A 16,794-nucleotide genomic window follows, 5' to 3' on the forward strand; every position below is an offset into this window, starting at 1 on the left:
TAATGAACTACAAAGAAACGCTATTGATGCCGAAAACAGACTTCCCAATGCGAGGGGGATTACCAAAGAAAGAACCAGAAATCCAAAAACAATGGGACGAACAAGATTTATACCATAAAATCTTAGAAAAAAATAAGGGAAATGAAACTTATATTTTACATGATGGCCCACCGTATGCGAACGGTAACTTGCACATGGGACATGCCTTAAATAAAATTTTAAAAGACTTTATCGTACGTTATAAATCAATGCAAGGTTACTATTCACCTTATGTTCCTGGTTGGGATACGCATGGTTTACCAATTGAACAAGCGTTAACGAAAAAAGGTGTTAAGCGTAAAGAAATGCCTGTATCTGAATTCCGTGAATTATGTAAGGAATTCGCTTTAGAACAAATCGATATTCAAAAGAAAGACTTCAAACGTTTAGGTGTGAATGGTGACTTCAACGATCCATACATTACATTAAAACCTGAATATGAAGCAGCACAAATCCGTTTATTCGGTGAAATGGCTGACCGTGGTTTAATCTATAAAGGTAAAAAACCAGTTTACTGGTCACCATCAAGTGAATCATCATTAGCTGAAGCGGAAATCGAATATCATGATAAACGTTCACCATCTATCTATGTGGCATTTGACGTTAAAGACGGCAAAAGTGTTGTAGATGAAGATGCGAAATTCATTATCTGGACAACTACACCTTGGACATTACCTTCAAACGTTGCGATTACAGTTCATCCAGAATTGAAATATGGTCAATATAAAGTGAACGGTGAAAAATATGTTGTAGGTACTGACTTAGTAGAAGAAGTTGCTGAAGCATTAGATTGGGATAAAGACGCAATCGAACTTGAAAAAACATTCACAGGTAAAGAATTAGAATATGTTGAAACACAACATCCATTTGTTGATCGTGTATCATTAGTTATCAACGGCTTACACGTTACAACTGACGCTGGTACTGGTGCGGTTCATACAGCACCTGGACACGGGGAAGATGACTATATTGTCGGACAAAAATATGGTTTACCTGTTATCAGCCCATTAGATGATAAAGGGGTCTTCACTGAAGAAGGCGGCCAATTCGAAGGTATGTTCTACGACAAAGCAAATAAAGCTGTCACAGACTTACTTAAAGAAAATGGTTCTTTATTAAAATTACAATTCATCACACATAGTTACCCACATGACTGGCGTACGAAAAAACCGGTTATCTTCCGTGCGACACCACAATGGTTCGCTTCAATCAGTAAAGTACGTCAAGATATCTTAGACGCAATTGAAGAAACACACTTCAAAGTCGACTGGGGTAAAACACGTATCTATAACATGATCCGTGACCGTGGCGAATGGGTTATCTCACGTCAACGTGTATGGGGTGTACCACTTCCAGTCTTCTACGCTGAAAATGGCGACATCATCATGGATAAAGAAGTCATCTATCATGTAGCGAACTTATTTGAAAAATATGGTTCAAATGTATGGTTCGACCGTGAAGCGAAAGACTTATTACCTGAAGGCTTCACACATCCAGGCAGTCCAAATGGTGAATTCACAAAAGAAGAAGACATCATGGACGTATGGTTCGACTCAGGTTCATCACACCGTGGTGTATTAGAAACACGTCCGGAATTATCATTCCCAGCTGACCTTTACTTAGAAGGTAGTGACCAATATCGTGGTTGGTTCAACTCTTCTATCACAACTTCAGTTGCGACACGTGGCCAATCACCATATAAATTCTTACTTTCACATGGTTTCGTAATGGACGGAGAAGGTAAGAAAATGAGTAAATCATTAGGTAACGTTATCGTTCCTGATCAAATCGTAAAACAAAAAGGTGCAGATATCGCACGTCTATGGGTGAGCAGTGTAGACTACTTATCTGACGTACGTATCTCTGATGAAATCTTAAAACAAACTGCGGATGTTTATCGTAAAATCCGTAACACATTACGTTTCATGTTAGGTAACGTCAATGACTTTAATCCAAGCACAGATGCTTTGGATGAAGCGGACTTATTAGAAGTCGATCGTTATTTATTAAATCGTTTACGTGAATTCACAGCGAATATTATCAAACACTATGATAACTTCGACTACTTAAACATCTATCAAGAAGTTCAAAACTTCATCAACGTTGAATTAAGTAACTTCTATTTAGATTACGGTAAAGATATCTTATATATCGAAAAACAAGATTCACTAAAACGTCGTAGTATGCAGACAGTACTTTACCAAATCTTAGTCGACATGACTAAATTATTAGCACCAATCTTAGCGCATACAGCTGAAGAAGTTTGGTCATATATCCCTCACGTAGAAGAAGAAAGTGTACATTTAGCAAATATGCCTAAAGTAGTTGAACCAGACACAGCATTACTTGAAAAATGGAACACATTCATGAAATTACGTGACGATGTGAACCGTGCTTTAGAAAGTGCACGTAACGACAAAGTTATCGGTAAATCATTAGAAGCGAAAGTGATCATCGGAAGCAATGAACACTTCGATGCGACTAGCTTCTTAAAAGACTTTGAAAACTTACAACAATTATTCATCGTATCTCAAGTGGAAGTAGAAGATAAAGTTGAAGATGGTACTGAATACTATCACGGCGATATCAAAGTTGTTCACGCTGACGGTGAAAAATGTGAAAGATGCTGGAACTACAGCACTGAACTTGGTTCAGCAAATGGCTTAGATCACTTATGCCCACGTTGCCAAGCAGTTGTAGAAACTTTATAAGTCACACATTGTTAAAATTCAGCTTAAAGTAAAAATGAAGCACTCTGACTAACCCTCAGAGTGCTTTTTTTCAATGTATAGACTGTGAGCCAATCCTGAGTAATTGAGTCGAAAACTCGGTATAATGAGTAATACGCTTATGGAACGTCAATGAAAATAGACAGAAAGGAGCGACGGCATTGCGTCAATTAGGAGAAAAACATTACGTCAATGGTGTGACGTTAAATGTGAGAGATAAAGAAAACTTAAAACACTTTTATGAAGAGATATTAGGATTTAATGTGATTAATGAAACGTATACTTCTATTCAATATGAAGTAGGAGATTCAAAACATCGCATTACCTTACATCAAATAGATGATGGCAGAGAGCCATTAGTATCAGAAGCAGGGTTGTTTCATATCGGTATTCGCTTAGGTTCGCACGCGCATTTAGCGGATTTAATGGCACACTTAACGGAACATGAAATCCCGTTAAATGGTGCGGAACATAATGTCAGTACGTCATTATATTTTACAGACCCTGAAGGTAATGGCTTTGAATTTTATGCGGACCAACCAGAAGAAACCTGGGATTTTGATAAAGAGAATCGTGTGATTATGGATACAAGACATTTATATGCCTCTAAACTGATGAACTTACGTTCACGTGATGGATGGCAAGGTATTCCAGATGACAGTATGATTGGTAATTTACATTTGAAGACAGTACGTATTTCTGAAGTGAAAGATTATTACTTAGCACACTTTGGATTAGAAGAATCTTCTTTTGTGAATAAATCATCACTCTTTATGTCATCAAACGGTTATCATCATACTTTAGCTGTCAATCATTGGATGTCTAGTATGCAGCGGATGGAAAATGATGATACGTATGGTTTAACATTGGTAGATTTCCATTATCCAGAGACGACACATACTTGGCTAAAAGGACCGGACGGTATCGCATTTCGATTTAATTATCTAGGAGTCTGATAATCATTGAAAAAACTAATTTCAGCAGGTGTTATGTTGGTCGTCCTTGGTGGAGCAACATATGTGGCAGTCGACCATCAAGATGAGATTGAACATTATATTGAACAGATGAAACCTGATCCTATGGCATTTAATCCATACGATGATGGAGAATGTACGGATTATGTGTTTGAGAAAGTCAAAGATGACGGTAATATGATTGGTAAAAGTTGGGGAGATGTGAAGTACTGGGCAGACAAAGCTGAAGAAGCGGGTTACACAGTGAATCAACAACCTAAAGCTTCATCACTCTTACAATCACCAAGAGGTGAAGAAGGTCATGTCGCATACATTGAACATGTGAATGATGATGGTTCATTATATGTGACTGAAATGAATTACGTTGCGCCTCATAAAGTGACTTCACGTACGATTCAACCACAACAAGTTCAAAACTATCATTATATTCATCCAAAAGAGAATCCAAAGACACAAGATACTAAAGAAGCTTAATTGATAATTTTAGTATCTGTTCTACTGGCAATTTGTTATAATATACAATGTTGTTATGAAGAAGTGAAAGGTCAGTATGCATCATTGTGATAACACAATAGATGAGCTGACTGCTTCAAGGAGGAAGACATGAGAAAATCATATTTCATCGGTGCCACGTTATTTGTGACCTTAGCGGTACTGATTTTAGACCAATTTACTAAAGCATATATTGTAAAAACAATGTCAGTAGGCGACTCATATTCAGTCATTCCAGGATTTTTAAACATCACCTCTCACCGTAATACAGGCGCTGCTTGGGGAATACTCAGCGGCAAAATGGGCTTTTTCTTTTTAGTTACGATTATTGTATTAGGGTTACTTACTTATTTCTACGTTAAAGAAGCAAGAGGTCATTTCTGGATGCAGATGGCAATCAGTTTATTATTTGCTGGTGCGTTAGGTAATTTCATCGATCGTATGAAAAATGGTGAAGTGGTCGATTTTATTGATACGTATATTTTCGGTTATGATTTCCCAATCTTTAATGTTGCGGATTCTAGTTTGACTGTCGGTGTCATTTTAATTTTGATTTTGTTGTTGTTTGATTCTAAGAAAAATAAAGTGAAGTAAAGGAGTGTTGAAATGACTCAATTTGATTTTCAGATTACAGAAGATGAACACGTTGGCCAACGTATAGATAAATTCTTGCCTGAACAAAACTCTGATTGGTCACGTAGTCAAATCCAAGATTGGATTAAAGAAGGCTTAGTTGAAGTGAATCAAAAAGTTGTGAAGGCGAATTATAAAATGAAGAAGAATGATCAAGTTCAAGTGACGGAGAAGGAGACGGTTGAAGCGGATATTCAACCTGAAAATTTGGACCTAGACATTTATTATGAAGATGAAGATGTAGCAATTGTTTATAAACCTAAAGGTATGGTTGTGCATCCATCACCAGGTCATTACAGTGGTACACTTGTAAATGGCTTAATGTACCAAATCAAAGATTTAAGTGGCATTAACGGTGAAATCAGACCTGGTATTGTCCACCGTATCGATAAAGATACGTCAGGATTATTAATGGTTGCGAAAAATGATATTGCGCATAGAGGTTTAGTGGAACAACTCATGGACAAAACTGTAACGCGTAAATATACGGCATTAGTTCATGGTAATATTCCACATGACTACGGTACAATCGATGCGCCAATCGGCCGTAATAAAGTAGATCGTCAAGCTATGGATGTTGTCGATGATGGTAAAGATGCGATTACACACTTTAATGTACTAGAACACTTTAACAACTACACATTAGTAGAATGTGAACTTGAAACAGGACGTACACACCAAATTCGTGTACATATGAAATACATCGGTTATCCATTAGTTGGAGATCCAAAATACGGACCGAAAAAAACAATGGACATTGGTGGTCAAGCCTTACATGCAGGTGTCATCGGCTTCACACATCCAGTAACTGGTGAATATATCGAAAGAAAAGCACCTCTTCCAGATTACTTTGAGGAAATCCTTGAAGATATTCGTACAAGAGATGCGTAAATAAAAGCAAACTTAATATCTAATAGAAAATCCCTTGAAATGAAAGTGTTCGTTTCAAGGGATTTTTATATGAATAAAATTAAGTTGATTAGATGTTAATTTTTCTGGCTTAAATAACATAGTTATTATAAATTAGATATAAAGAAAGGGGATTGAATTTTATGTTTGAAATTAAATTAGGTGGTAGGTATAAAAAAGAAAAGGTACAGAGAGAAAAAGGAAGGAATTTATTAGATTTTCCTAACGAATATGTTGTTATTGATATTGAAACAACAGGGCTTGATTCCAAATATGATGCAATTATTGAAGTGGCAGGTATTAGATATATAGATGGTGTTGAGAAAGAAAGGTATCAAGAGCTCATAAACCCACAATATCCGATAGATAGTTTTATTTCTGAACTAACAGGTATAACAAATGAAATGTTGAAAAACGCACGTTTTGAAAATGAAGTGATGAATGATTTTTATAGTTTTATTGGAAATTCGATAGTAGTAGCCCATAATGCTCATTTTGATATTAATTTTGTGTATGATAGTTTGCAAAAGAATTATGATGTTAAGTTTGACAATGACTTTGTTGATACATTGAGAATCTCAAGAAGGTTATTATCTGAAATAAAGCATCATAAATTAAAAGATGTAGCTGAATATTTTAATTTTGAATGTAGTAATGCACATAGAGCAACATTTGATGCAGAACTAACATTTAAAATTTTTGAAAGTCTTAGAGAAGTCGCTAAAAAAGAATACGGAACAATACAAAGTTTTATAAAGTTTTGTAAAAAGTCATCAAGTTTAAATGCAAAAGATATAGTAGGAGATACGAGTAAAATTCAAGTTAATAATTTACTTTATGATAAAGTTTGTGTATTAACTGGAAAATTAGAATATATGACAAGAAAAGAAGCGATGCAAACAATTGCAGATATCGGTGGAATTAACGCTAATGGTGTTACTAAGAAAACTAACTATCTGATATTAGGTAATTTTGATTATAGTACAAATGTTAAAGGTAATAAGAGCGCAAAGTTAAGGAAAGCAGAAAAGTATATCTTAGAAGGACAAGATTTACAAATCTTATCAGAAAATGTCTTTTATGATTTAATAAGCATAAAAATATAAAGTGGATCAGAGTAGTCAGTACCTACTTTTTCTTAACTAAGGATTGACCAAGTTGAATGACGAATGATTTAGAGAGGTGAAAATATGTGGAATTATTTTTCAACACTGTTAGAGGATAATTCTGGTAAGTTAATTATAACTTTATTAACAACATTTATAATTCAATTGGCTGTGAAATTTTACAAAAAATTCTTGGACATACAGTATAAGTTTAGTTTAGAAGTTTTAGCGCCAATGGTTCTAATAGCTTTATTTGACATTCTAGTAATAGCAATTAATGTGGCTGTTTGGTTTGCATTAAAAGAAACTTTCACTATTTATTATCAAGTATTTATAATAAGCATTGCACTATTTTCACCAATCATTAACTTTATTATAGATATGGTTATGATTATCATTTTGAGCAATAAGTTTTATGTGCTTATCGATCAAAATGATGTCAGGTTTCTCATTAAAAAGCATAAAAACTATTTTAAAGATACTGTACAAGTGGCACCAAAAAACTCATTTGATGGTAATACCAGTAATTTCAGAGTATTGAATAATAAAAGATATAAAGATGCTTATTATATGGAGAAAGCTGAATATTTAATAGATAGAGAGAAACAGGTAAGTGTGTATAAGGTGAGTAGAAGAAACTTATTTCGTGCTTGGTTTTCAATAAACAAATACTGGTCAGTATGTAATAAACAAATCCCTTACATATTATGGGTGCTATTCATACTTTCGTATGTATTATATATATCACCTTTATATTGGGGAGATAGGGTTTTAGGAAACGATTACTTGTTAATTGTTACATATGTATCAGTAATTTCATTAATTTCGGCATTAACTAGAATGAAGATTTTCAATAATATATTAAATGAGAATAACAGGTATAAAAGTAGGTTTATTCGAGAGAAATTATGGCAATAAAAATTTAAATAGTTACCCCAATAACATCGGATTTTTCTCGTGATAATTATAGTTTGAAAAAAGTACTTTATATAAAAGATCTTGGGATATGCATCACAGAGCTAAATATTTATTTGGAGTTCAATCATTCAATTTTATTATTGAAATACCTTTGACTTTTCATCTATCTGTGTTAAACTTAGTACAGTTTAATAAAGAAATCGTAAGTCTTTAATTGAGAGTACAGAGATGCTCCGAAGGCAGATAATTTACATGTTGAAACTAGAGAAAGTAACTAAGTAAACACTTTATTAAGAGGTAATTTTGTATGAACACGCAATTCACCAACCCTGATTGCCATACAAATTTAGTAAAGTAACCGACAAAACAGTTACTGATTTAAATAGTTGAGATAGTAAATCTCGCATGTTCTTCGTGTCCCATGTCTCTCAATTGAGATATGGGATTTTTTTATGGAAAGGTGAGTGCGGGAATGACAGAACGTATTGTATTAGATGATGCAGGCATGCAGCGGACTTTAACACGTATCGCACATGAAATTTTAGAGTATAACAAAGGTACTGAAAATCTTGTGTTGCTTGGTGTGAAAACACGCGGAGAATTTTTAGCGAAACGTATTCAAACGAAGATTCAACAAATTGAAGACGTAAGTGTTCCTACAGGAACATTAGACATCACGCAATTTCGAGATGATTTAGAGTTACCGACACCTAAAATGTCTGAGAAGTCTTATGTCATTGATGTAGACCTTAAAGACAAAGTCGTTATCATCATTGATGATGTGCTTTATACAGGTCGAACTGTACGTGCGTCACTCGATGCAATCTTACTACATTCTCGACCACAAAAAATCGGGTTAGCAACATTAGTGGATCGCGGACACCGCGAATTACCAATACGCGCTGACTTCGTAGGTAAAAATATTCCAACTGCGAAAGACGAAGAAGTTTTAGTCTATGTAGACGAAACAGATGGTCGTAACGCAGTTATAATTGAATAGCTTACCCTTTTAAATCAGTACGAGAGACTGACAAAGGGTTAGATAAGAACTGTTGTCAACTTACAATACTAGCACGAGAGGCTACAAATCTTGTAAGAAACAACTTCTAAAGAGGTACACGTGTATCTCAAACAGACAACACCTTCTTATCTTTCCCCCACAATGTCTCTTTGCACGCTGATTGCTGTAAAGAGATTTTTTTATGAAAGGAAGAAAGAGAAATGGAAAATGAACAAATGTTTGAGCGAACGGTGAAACCCGTACTAGATGTTAATGAAAAGCCGAAAGCAGGCCAATGGGCCTTCCTCAGCTTACAACATCTATTCGCGATGTTCGGCGCAACAGTCTTAGTACCATTCCTAACAGGCTTGCCAATTTCAGCGGCATTGCTTGCATCAGGAATCGGAACATTGCTTTATATCTTAATTACAAAATCAATGATTCCAGCATACTTAGGCTCAAGCTTCGCCTTCATCACACCGATTATTACAGGATTAAGTACTCACAGCTTAGGAGACATGCTTGTGGCACTCTTCATGAGTGGTGTGATGTATGTCATCATCGGAATCTTAATCAAACTAAGCGGAATCGGTTGGCTTATGCATTTGTTACCACCCGTTGTAGTAGGACCAGTCATCATGGTTATCGGATTAAGTCTTGCGCCAACAGCTGCCAACATGGCAATGTTTGAAAACACTGCAGACATGAAAGGTTACAACGTTACTTACTTGATTGTCGCAATGATCACGTTAATCACAACATTAGTAGTTCAAGGCTACATGAAAGGGTTCTTCTCGCTGATTCCAGTTTTAATCGGAATCATTGTAGGTTACATCGCAGGCATCATCTTCGGCATCGTAGATTTCAAACTAGTGATGAAAGCATCATGGTTCGACTGGCCGCACATCTATGTACCATTTGTAGATTATCATCCAAGCTTCCATTTCGGACTGGTGCTCTTAATGGTTCCGATTGTGTTCGTCACAGTCAGTGAGCACATTGGACATCAAATGGTCATCAACAAGATTGTCGGCAGAAACTTCTTCGAGAAACCAGGTCTTCACAGATCAATTATCGGAGACGGTGTATCTACAATGTTTGCAAGTATTATCGGCGGACCGCCAAGTACAACATACGGTGAAAACATCGGCGTACTTGCGATAACAAAGATTTACAGTATCTACGTTATCGGCGGTGCAGCAGTCATTGCGATTATCCTGGCATTTGTAGGTAAGTTCACAGCATTGATTTCATCAATCCCAACACCAGTCATGGGTGGGGTATCCATTCTCTTATTCGGTATCATCGCTTCAAGTGGCTTAAGAATGCTGGTTGAAAGCAAGGTAGATTTTTCGGAAAACCGTAACTTAGTAATCGCGTCAGTTATTCTTGTGGTGGGTATCGGAAACTTAATGTTCGATATTCACGGCGTCAAAGTTGAAGGTATGGCACTTGCAGCACTTTCAGGTATCGTATTGAACCTAATTTTACCTAAAGTAAAACCGGAAACATCAAATAAATAAACTTTATCCAATTCTTAGGGGGAATTAACAATGAAACAATTAGTATCTATGGAACATTTATCAAATGAAGAAATCTATTCACTTATCGAAACAGCAATCGAATATAAACAAGGTAAGAAAGTTCATAAATTAAATGACACATACGTAGCAAACTTATTTTTCGAAAACTCAACACGCACAAAATGCAGCTTCGAAATGGCAGAACGTCGCTTAGGTATGCAAGAAATTCCATTTGAAACTAGTACTTCATCTGTTAAAAAAGGTGAGTCTTTATATGACACATGCAAAACTTTAGAAAGCATCGGTGTAGACGCATTAGTTATCCGTCACCCACAAAATGATTACTACAAAGAATTAGAGGGATTAAATATTCCAGTCATTAATGGCGGAGACGGCAGTGGTCAACACCCAACGCAAAGCTTACTTGACATCATGACAATCTATGAAGAATACAAAAAATTCAAAGGCTTAAACGTGTTAATCTGCGGAGATATTAAAAACTCACGTGTAGCACGCAGTAACTACCAAGCACTTACAGCTTTAGGTGCTAACGTTAAATTCGCAGCACCAGATGAATGGATTGACGATACTCTAGATGCACCATATGTCAAAATTGATGATGTCATCGAAGAAACGGATATTGTGATGTTATTACGTGTACAACACGAAAGACATGACGGAGAATTAAACTTTGATCCACATGAATACCATGAAAAATACGGTTTAACAAAAGAAAGATACAACCGCATGAAACCAAACGCAATTGTAATGCACCCAGCACCAGTGAACAGAGGCGTTGAAATTGATACAGAATTAGTAGAAGCGCCAAAAGCACGTATCTTCAAACAAATGAAAAACGGCATGTTCTTACGTATGTCAGTCATCAGCCATATTATTGCGGAACAACAGAAAGGGGTTCTTATCGATGTTGCTAATTAAGAATGCAAAAGTATTAAAAGACGGTAAATTAACAGAGGCTTCTATCTTAGTAGAAGACGACAAAGTAAAAGAAATCGCACCAGAAATCACAGTAGGTTCAGAAGTTGAAGTGATCGACGCAAAAGGTCGCTTCGCAGCACCTGGCTTAGTTGATGTACACGTACATTTAAGAGAACCAGGCGGAGAACATAAAGAAACAATTGAAACAGGTACAAAAGCAGCAGCACGCGGTGGATTCACAACAGTTTGTCCAATGCCGAATACTCGCCCAGTACCAGATACAGTTGAACATTTAGAAAAACTTAACAAATTAATTGAAGATAACGCACGTGTTCGTGTATTACCATACGCTTCAATTACAATCAGACAAGCAGGCAGCGAATTAGTTGATTTCAAAGGGTTAGCTGAGCACGGCGCATTTGCGTTCACAGATGACGGTGTAGGGGTACAAACAGCCGGCACAATGTATGAAGCAATGCAACAAGCAGCCAAATTAAACAAAGCAGTAGTTGCACACTGTGAAGATAACAGTTTAATCTACGGCGGCGCTATGCACGAGGGGAAACGCAGTAAAGAATTAGGTATTCCGGGTATTCCAAACATTTGTGAAGCTGTACAAATCGCACGTGACGTATTATTAGCTGAAGCAGCAGATTGTCACTACCACGTATGTCACGTTTCAACAAAAGAAAGTGTACGTGCTATCCGTGATGCGAAAGCAGCAGGTATCAAAGTCACTGCTGAAGTGACACCGCACCACTTATTAATGACAGAAGACGATGTCCCTGGTGACAACGCAATGTACAAAATGAATCCTCCTTTAAGAAGTAAAGAAGACAGAGATGCACTGATTGAAGGATTGTTAGACGGCACAATTGATTGTATCGCAACTGACCATGCACCACATGCAGCTGACGAAAAAGCACAACCAATGACAAAAGCACCATTCGGTATTGTCGGCAGTGAAACAGCATTCCCATTACTTTACACACACTTTGTAAAAAATGGAGATTGGTCATTACAACAATTAGTTGACTACTTAACAATTAAACCTGCACAGATCTTTGACTTGCCATATGGCATCCTAGAAGAAGGCAAAACAGCAGACTTAACATTAATCGATTTAGAAGAAGAGAGAGAAATCAAAGCAGAAGATTTCCATTCAAAAGCAAGCAACACACCATTCATCGGTTATAAAGTATACGGCAACCCTGTATTAACAATGGTAGCTGGAGAAGTGGCATTCAAGGAGGAATAAACAACAATGTTAGAAAAACGATATCTTGTATTTGAAGATGGTTCAATTTATGAAGGAAGAAAGCTGGGATCAGACAATCTGACTAAAGGTGAGATTGTCTTCAACACAGCAATGACGGGTTATCAAGAAACAATTTCTGACCCGTCTTACACAGGTCAAATCATTACATTCACTTATCCTTTAATCGGAAATTACGGTATTAACAGAGATGATTTTGAATCGTTAGTACCGACATTAAGTGGCGTAGTCGTAAAAGAAGCGAGTACGCATCCTAGCAACTTCCGTCAACAAAAGACTTTCAACGATGTATTAGTTCAATATGATATTCCAGGTATTTCTGGTGTAGATACACGTAGTATCACACGTAAAATACGTGAACACGGAGTACTTAAAGCTGGTTTTACAGACCACGCTGAAGATATTCCAGCATTTATAGAAGAACTTAAACAATTTGAACTCTCTCGTGACGAAGTACCGATGGTATCGACGAAAACACCTTATGTATCAACTGGTTCAGACTTAAGCGTCGTATTGGTAGACTTCGGAAAGAAACAAAATATCGTTAGAGAACTTAACGCACGCGGTTGTAATGTAACTGTCGTGCCATACAATACACCAGCTGAAATTATTCTTGGCATGTCACCTGACGGTGTCATGTTATCGAATGGCCCAGGAGATCCTGAAGATGTACCAGAAGCTGTGGAAATGATTCAAGGTATCTTAGGAAAAATTCCATTCTTCGGTATTTGTTTAGGTCACCAGCTATTTGCATTATCACAAGGTGCCGAAGCTTTCAAAATGAAGTTTGGTCACCGTGGTGCAAACCATCCAGTTAAAGACTTAGCAACGGGAAAAATTGCTTTAACAAGTCAAAACCATGGTTACGCAATTGATGAAGCTTCAGTTGCACACACAGATTTAGAAGTCACACATATTGCCTTAAATGATGGCACAGTGGAAGGATTAAAACATAAAACGCTTCCTGCTTTTTCAGTACAATATCATCCAGAAGCATGCCCAGGACCTACTGATTCAAATTACTTATTCGATCAATTCATTGATATGATGAAAGAATTCAAAGCGAAGGAGCGTACAGTCAATGCCTAGAAATAATGACATTAAAACCATTTTAGTGATTGGTTCAGGACCTATCATCATCGGTCAAGCTGCAGAGTTTGATTATGCCGGTACACAAGCGTGTTTAGCCTTAAAAGAAGAAGGTTACCGCGTTATCTTAGTCAATTCAAACCCAGCAACAATTATGACTGACAAAGAAATTGCAGATAAAGTTTATATCGAACCTTTAACACACGACTTTATCGCACGTATCATCCGTAAAGAACAACCTGATGCACTCTTACCAACACTTGGTGGACAAACAGGTTTGAACATGGCCATTCAACTTCATGACAGCGGTGTTTTAGAAGCGAACAATGTACGTTTATTAGGAACAAAATTAAGCTCAATTCAACAAGCAGAAGACCGTGAGTTATTTAGAAGTTTGATGAATGACTTAGATGTACCTGTTCCTGAAAGTGACATCGTCCACACTGTAGAACAGGCTTTTGCGTTCAAAGAACAAGTGGGATATCCATTAATCGTACGCCCAGCATTTACAATGGGTGGTACAGGCGGCGGTATTTGTCATAACGACGAAGAATTAAAAGAAGTTGTGACAAACGGCTTGCATTATAGCCCAGCTACACAATGTTTGATTGAAAAATCTATCGCAGGATTTAAAGAAATTGAATATGAAGTAATGCGTGATAAAAACGATAACGCCATTGTGGTTTGTAATATGGAAAATATCGATCCAGTCGGTATCCATACAGGTGACTCTATCGTTGTTGCGCCAAGTCAAACTTTGACAGATGTTGAATATCAAATGTTACGTGACGTATCATTAAAAGTTATTCGTGCTTTAGGTATCGAAGGTGGTTGTAACGTACAATTAGCACTTGATCCATATTCAATGAATTACTATATCATTGAAGTTAATCCACGTGTATCACGTTCATCAGCCTTAGCATCAAAAGCAACAGGTTATCCGATTGCGAAATTAGCAGCTAAAATTGCGGTTGGTTTAACATTGGATGAAATGTTAAATCCTGTCACAGGCACATCTTATGCGGCGTTTGAACCAGCTTTAGACTATGTGATTTCTAAAATTCCACGTTTCCCATTTGATAAATTTGAAAAAGGCGAACGTGTACTTGGAACGCAAATGAAAGCAACAGGTGAAGTTATGGCTATCGGCCGTACGTATGAAGAATCATTATTAAAAGCCATTCGTTCATTAGAATATGGTGTCCATCATCTAGGATTACCGAATGGAGAAAGTTACGATTTAGACTACATAAAAGAACGTATCTTACAACAAGATGATGAACGTCTTTTCTTCATCGGTGAAGCGATTCGCTGTGGTACAACACTCGAAGAAATTCACGAGATGACTAAAATTGATTACTTCTTCCTTAACAAATTCCAACATATTATCGATATCGAACGTGAATTAAAAGCACATAAAGGTGATATCGAATATCTTAAATATGCGAAAGACTATGGTTTCAGCGATAAAGTCATCGCGCATAGATTTGATATGGAAGAAGAAGATGTTTATCGACTCCGCCATGAAAATGATATTAAACCAGTATACAAAATGGTAGATACATGTGCTGCAGAATTTGAATCTGCGACACCGTACTACTATGGAACATATGAAAGAGATAACGAATCCATCGTAACAGATAAAGAAAAAGTGATTGTACTTGGTTCTGGTCCGATCCGTATCGGTCAAGGTGTTGAATTCGACTATGCGACAGTTCATGCCGTTTGGGCAATCCAAAATGCAGGCTATGAAGCAATCATCATCAACAACAACCCTGAAACAGTGTCAACTGACTTTTCAATTTCAGATAAACTTTACTTCGAACCATTAACTGAAGAAGATGTCATGAACATTATTGAACTCGAACAGCCTAAAGGTGTTGTAGTTCAATTCGGTGGCCAAACTGCAATCAATTTAGCAGAAAAACTTGCGAAACACGGTGTGCAAATCTTAGGTACATCTTTAGAGAATTTAAACCGTGCTGAAGATAGAAAAGAGTTTGAAGAACTCTTAAATACCATCGATGTACCGCAACCGAAAGGTAAAACTGCAACTTCTCCTGCAGAAGCTTTAGATAATGCGCGAGAAATCGGTTATCCAGTTGTTGTACGTCCATCGTATGTATTAGGTGGCCGTGCGATGGAAATCGTGTATAATGATGCAGAGTTAGAAAACTACATGAGAGAAGCTGTAAAAGCGAGTCCTGAACATCCTGTACTTGTTGACCGTTACTTAACAGGTAAAGAAATTGAAGTTGATGCGATTTCAGATGGGGAAACAGTGATTATTCCAGGTATTATGGAACATATTGAACGTGCAGGGGTGCACTCAGGCGACTCTATCGCAGTTTATCCGCCTCAAACGTTATCTGATGAAGTGATTCAAACTTTAGAAGCGTATACAACGAAACTTGCGAAAGGCTTGGATATTATAGGTTTAATCAATATCCAATTCGTATTAGCACATGATGGTGTCTATGTCTTAGAAGTGAACCCAAGATCAAGTCGTACAGTACCGTTCTTAAGTAAGATTACAGATATTCCAATGGCACAACTTGCGATGCGTGCCATCTTAGGAGAAAAACTAAGTGACTTAGGTTACAAACCAGGACTTCAACCTTATTCAGAAGGGGTTTATGTTAAAGCGCCAGTATTCAGTTTTAATAAATTGAAAAATGTCGACATTACGCTTGGACCTGAAATGAAATCAACAGGTGAAGTCATGGGTAAAGATTTAACTTTAGAAAAAGCATTGTTCAAAGGTTTAACTGCGAGCGGTGTGGAAGTAAAAGATCATGGTACAGTGTTAATTACTGTCAGTGATAAAGATAAAGAAGAAATGGTTAAAATCGCCAAACGTTTACATGAAGTGGGATATAAAGTACTCGCAACTTCAGGTACAGCTGCGAAATTAGCTGAAAATCATATTCCGGTTGAAACAGTGGGTAAAATCGGCGGTGAAGATGATTTATTAAATCGCATTCAAAATGGTGACGTACAAATTGTCATTAACACTATGACAAAAGGGAAAACGATTGAAAGAGATGGTTTCCAAATCAGACGTGCGTCTGTAGAAAATGGTGTGCCATGTTTAACATCATTAGATACAGCGAATGCGTTAACGAATGTGATTGAGAGTATGACATTCACAATGAGAAGTATGTAAA

The 16,794-nt window shown here is 36.8% G+C and carries 13 protein-coding genes; all 13 read left to right on the forward strand.

Annotation, left to right across the window (positions count from 1 at the left end; all coding sequences use genetic code 11):
* The first annotated feature begins 2 nt into the window (after positions 1-2).
* The 13 genes from ileS (at position 3) to carB (ending at position 16,793) form a co-directional block, all read left to right on the forward strand.
* A complete protein-coding gene (gene ileS / locus HMPREF2937_RS06445; protein WP_070864243.1) occupies positions 3-2,750 on the forward strand; it encodes an isoleucine--tRNA ligase in 2,748 nt (915 codons plus the stop codon).
* A 179-nt stretch (positions 2,751-2,929) separates the two neighbouring features.
* Positions 2,930-3,724 (forward strand): VOC family protein, encoded by a 795-nt coding sequence (locus HMPREF2937_RS06450; RefSeq protein ID WP_002480605.1) that lies wholly within the window; start codon positions 2,930-2,932, stop codon positions 3,722-3,724.
* A 6-nt stretch (positions 3,725-3,730) separates the two neighbouring features.
* Positions 3,731-4,216 carry a CHAP domain-containing protein gene (locus HMPREF2937_RS06455; protein WP_070864244.1) on the forward strand — a complete coding sequence of 162 codons (486 nt, stop codon included), beginning with the start codon at positions 3,731-3,733 and terminating at the stop codon, positions 4,214-4,216.
* A gap of 129 nt (positions 4,217-4,345) precedes the next feature.
* The gene (lspA, locus tag HMPREF2937_RS06460; RefSeq protein WP_002480607.1) at positions 4,346-4,828 is read left to right on the forward strand and encodes a signal peptidase II; all 483 of its coding nucleotides are present in this window, start codon (positions 4,346-4,348) and stop codon (positions 4,826-4,828) included.
* 12 nt (positions 4,829-4,840) lie between these two features.
* Complete coding sequence (locus HMPREF2937_RS06465) at positions 4,841-5,758, forward strand: RluA family pseudouridine synthase (RefSeq protein WP_023015765.1); 918 nt, start codon at positions 4,841-4,843, stop codon at positions 5,756-5,758.
* A gap of 161 nt (positions 5,759-5,919) precedes the next feature.
* Positions 5,920-6,882 carry an exonuclease domain-containing protein gene (locus tag HMPREF2937_RS06470; RefSeq protein WP_070864245.1) on the forward strand — a complete coding sequence of 321 codons (963 nt, stop codon included), beginning with the start codon at positions 5,920-5,922 and terminating at the stop codon, positions 6,880-6,882.
* 84 nt (positions 6,883-6,966) lie between these two features.
* Complete coding sequence (locus tag HMPREF2937_RS06475; RefSeq protein WP_057511004.1) at positions 6,967-7,800, forward strand: hypothetical protein; 834 nt, start codon at positions 6,967-6,969, stop codon at positions 7,798-7,800.
* A 472-nt stretch (positions 7,801-8,272) separates the two neighbouring features.
* Entirely contained in the window at positions 8,273-8,800 is a 528-nt protein-coding gene (gene pyrR / locus HMPREF2937_RS06480) for a bifunctional pyr operon transcriptional regulator/uracil phosphoribosyltransferase PyrR (RefSeq protein WP_057511005.1), read from the forward strand.
* A gap of 221 nt (positions 8,801-9,021) precedes the next feature.
* Positions 9,022-10,323, forward strand: coding sequence for a uracil-xanthine permease family protein (locus HMPREF2937_RS06485; protein ID WP_070864246.1), 1,302 nt, complete (start codon positions 9,022-9,024; stop codon positions 10,321-10,323).
* A 30-nt stretch (positions 10,324-10,353) separates the two neighbouring features.
* A complete protein-coding gene (locus HMPREF2937_RS06490; protein WP_060803937.1) occupies positions 10,354-11,262 on the forward strand; it encodes an aspartate carbamoyltransferase catalytic subunit in 909 nt (302 codons plus the stop codon).
* Positions 11,249-12,520, forward strand: coding sequence for a dihydroorotase (locus HMPREF2937_RS06495; protein ID WP_002480618.1), 1,272 nt, complete (start codon positions 11,249-11,251; stop codon positions 12,518-12,520). Before HMPREF2937_RS06490 ends, HMPREF2937_RS06495 begins: the two co-directional genes overlap by 14 nt.
* Positions 12,521-12,526: 6 nt before the next feature.
* Positions 12,527-13,627 carry a carbamoyl phosphate synthase small subunit gene (locus HMPREF2937_RS06500; RefSeq protein WP_002480619.1) on the forward strand — a complete coding sequence of 367 codons (1,101 nt, stop codon included), beginning with the start codon at positions 12,527-12,529 and terminating at the stop codon, positions 13,625-13,627.
* Positions 13,620-16,793, forward strand: a complete 3,174-nt coding sequence (gene carB, locus HMPREF2937_RS06505) for a carbamoyl-phosphate synthase large subunit (protein ID WP_070864247.1) — start codon at positions 13,620-13,622, stop codon at positions 16,791-16,793. Before HMPREF2937_RS06500 ends, carB begins: the two co-directional genes overlap by 8 nt.
* The last annotated feature ends 1 nt before the right edge of the window (position 16,794 follow it).

This window comes from Staphylococcus sp. HMSC061G12, assembly GCF_001838465.1.
Classification (GTDB): domain Bacteria; phylum Bacillota; class Bacilli; order Staphylococcales; family Staphylococcaceae; genus Staphylococcus; species Staphylococcus simulans.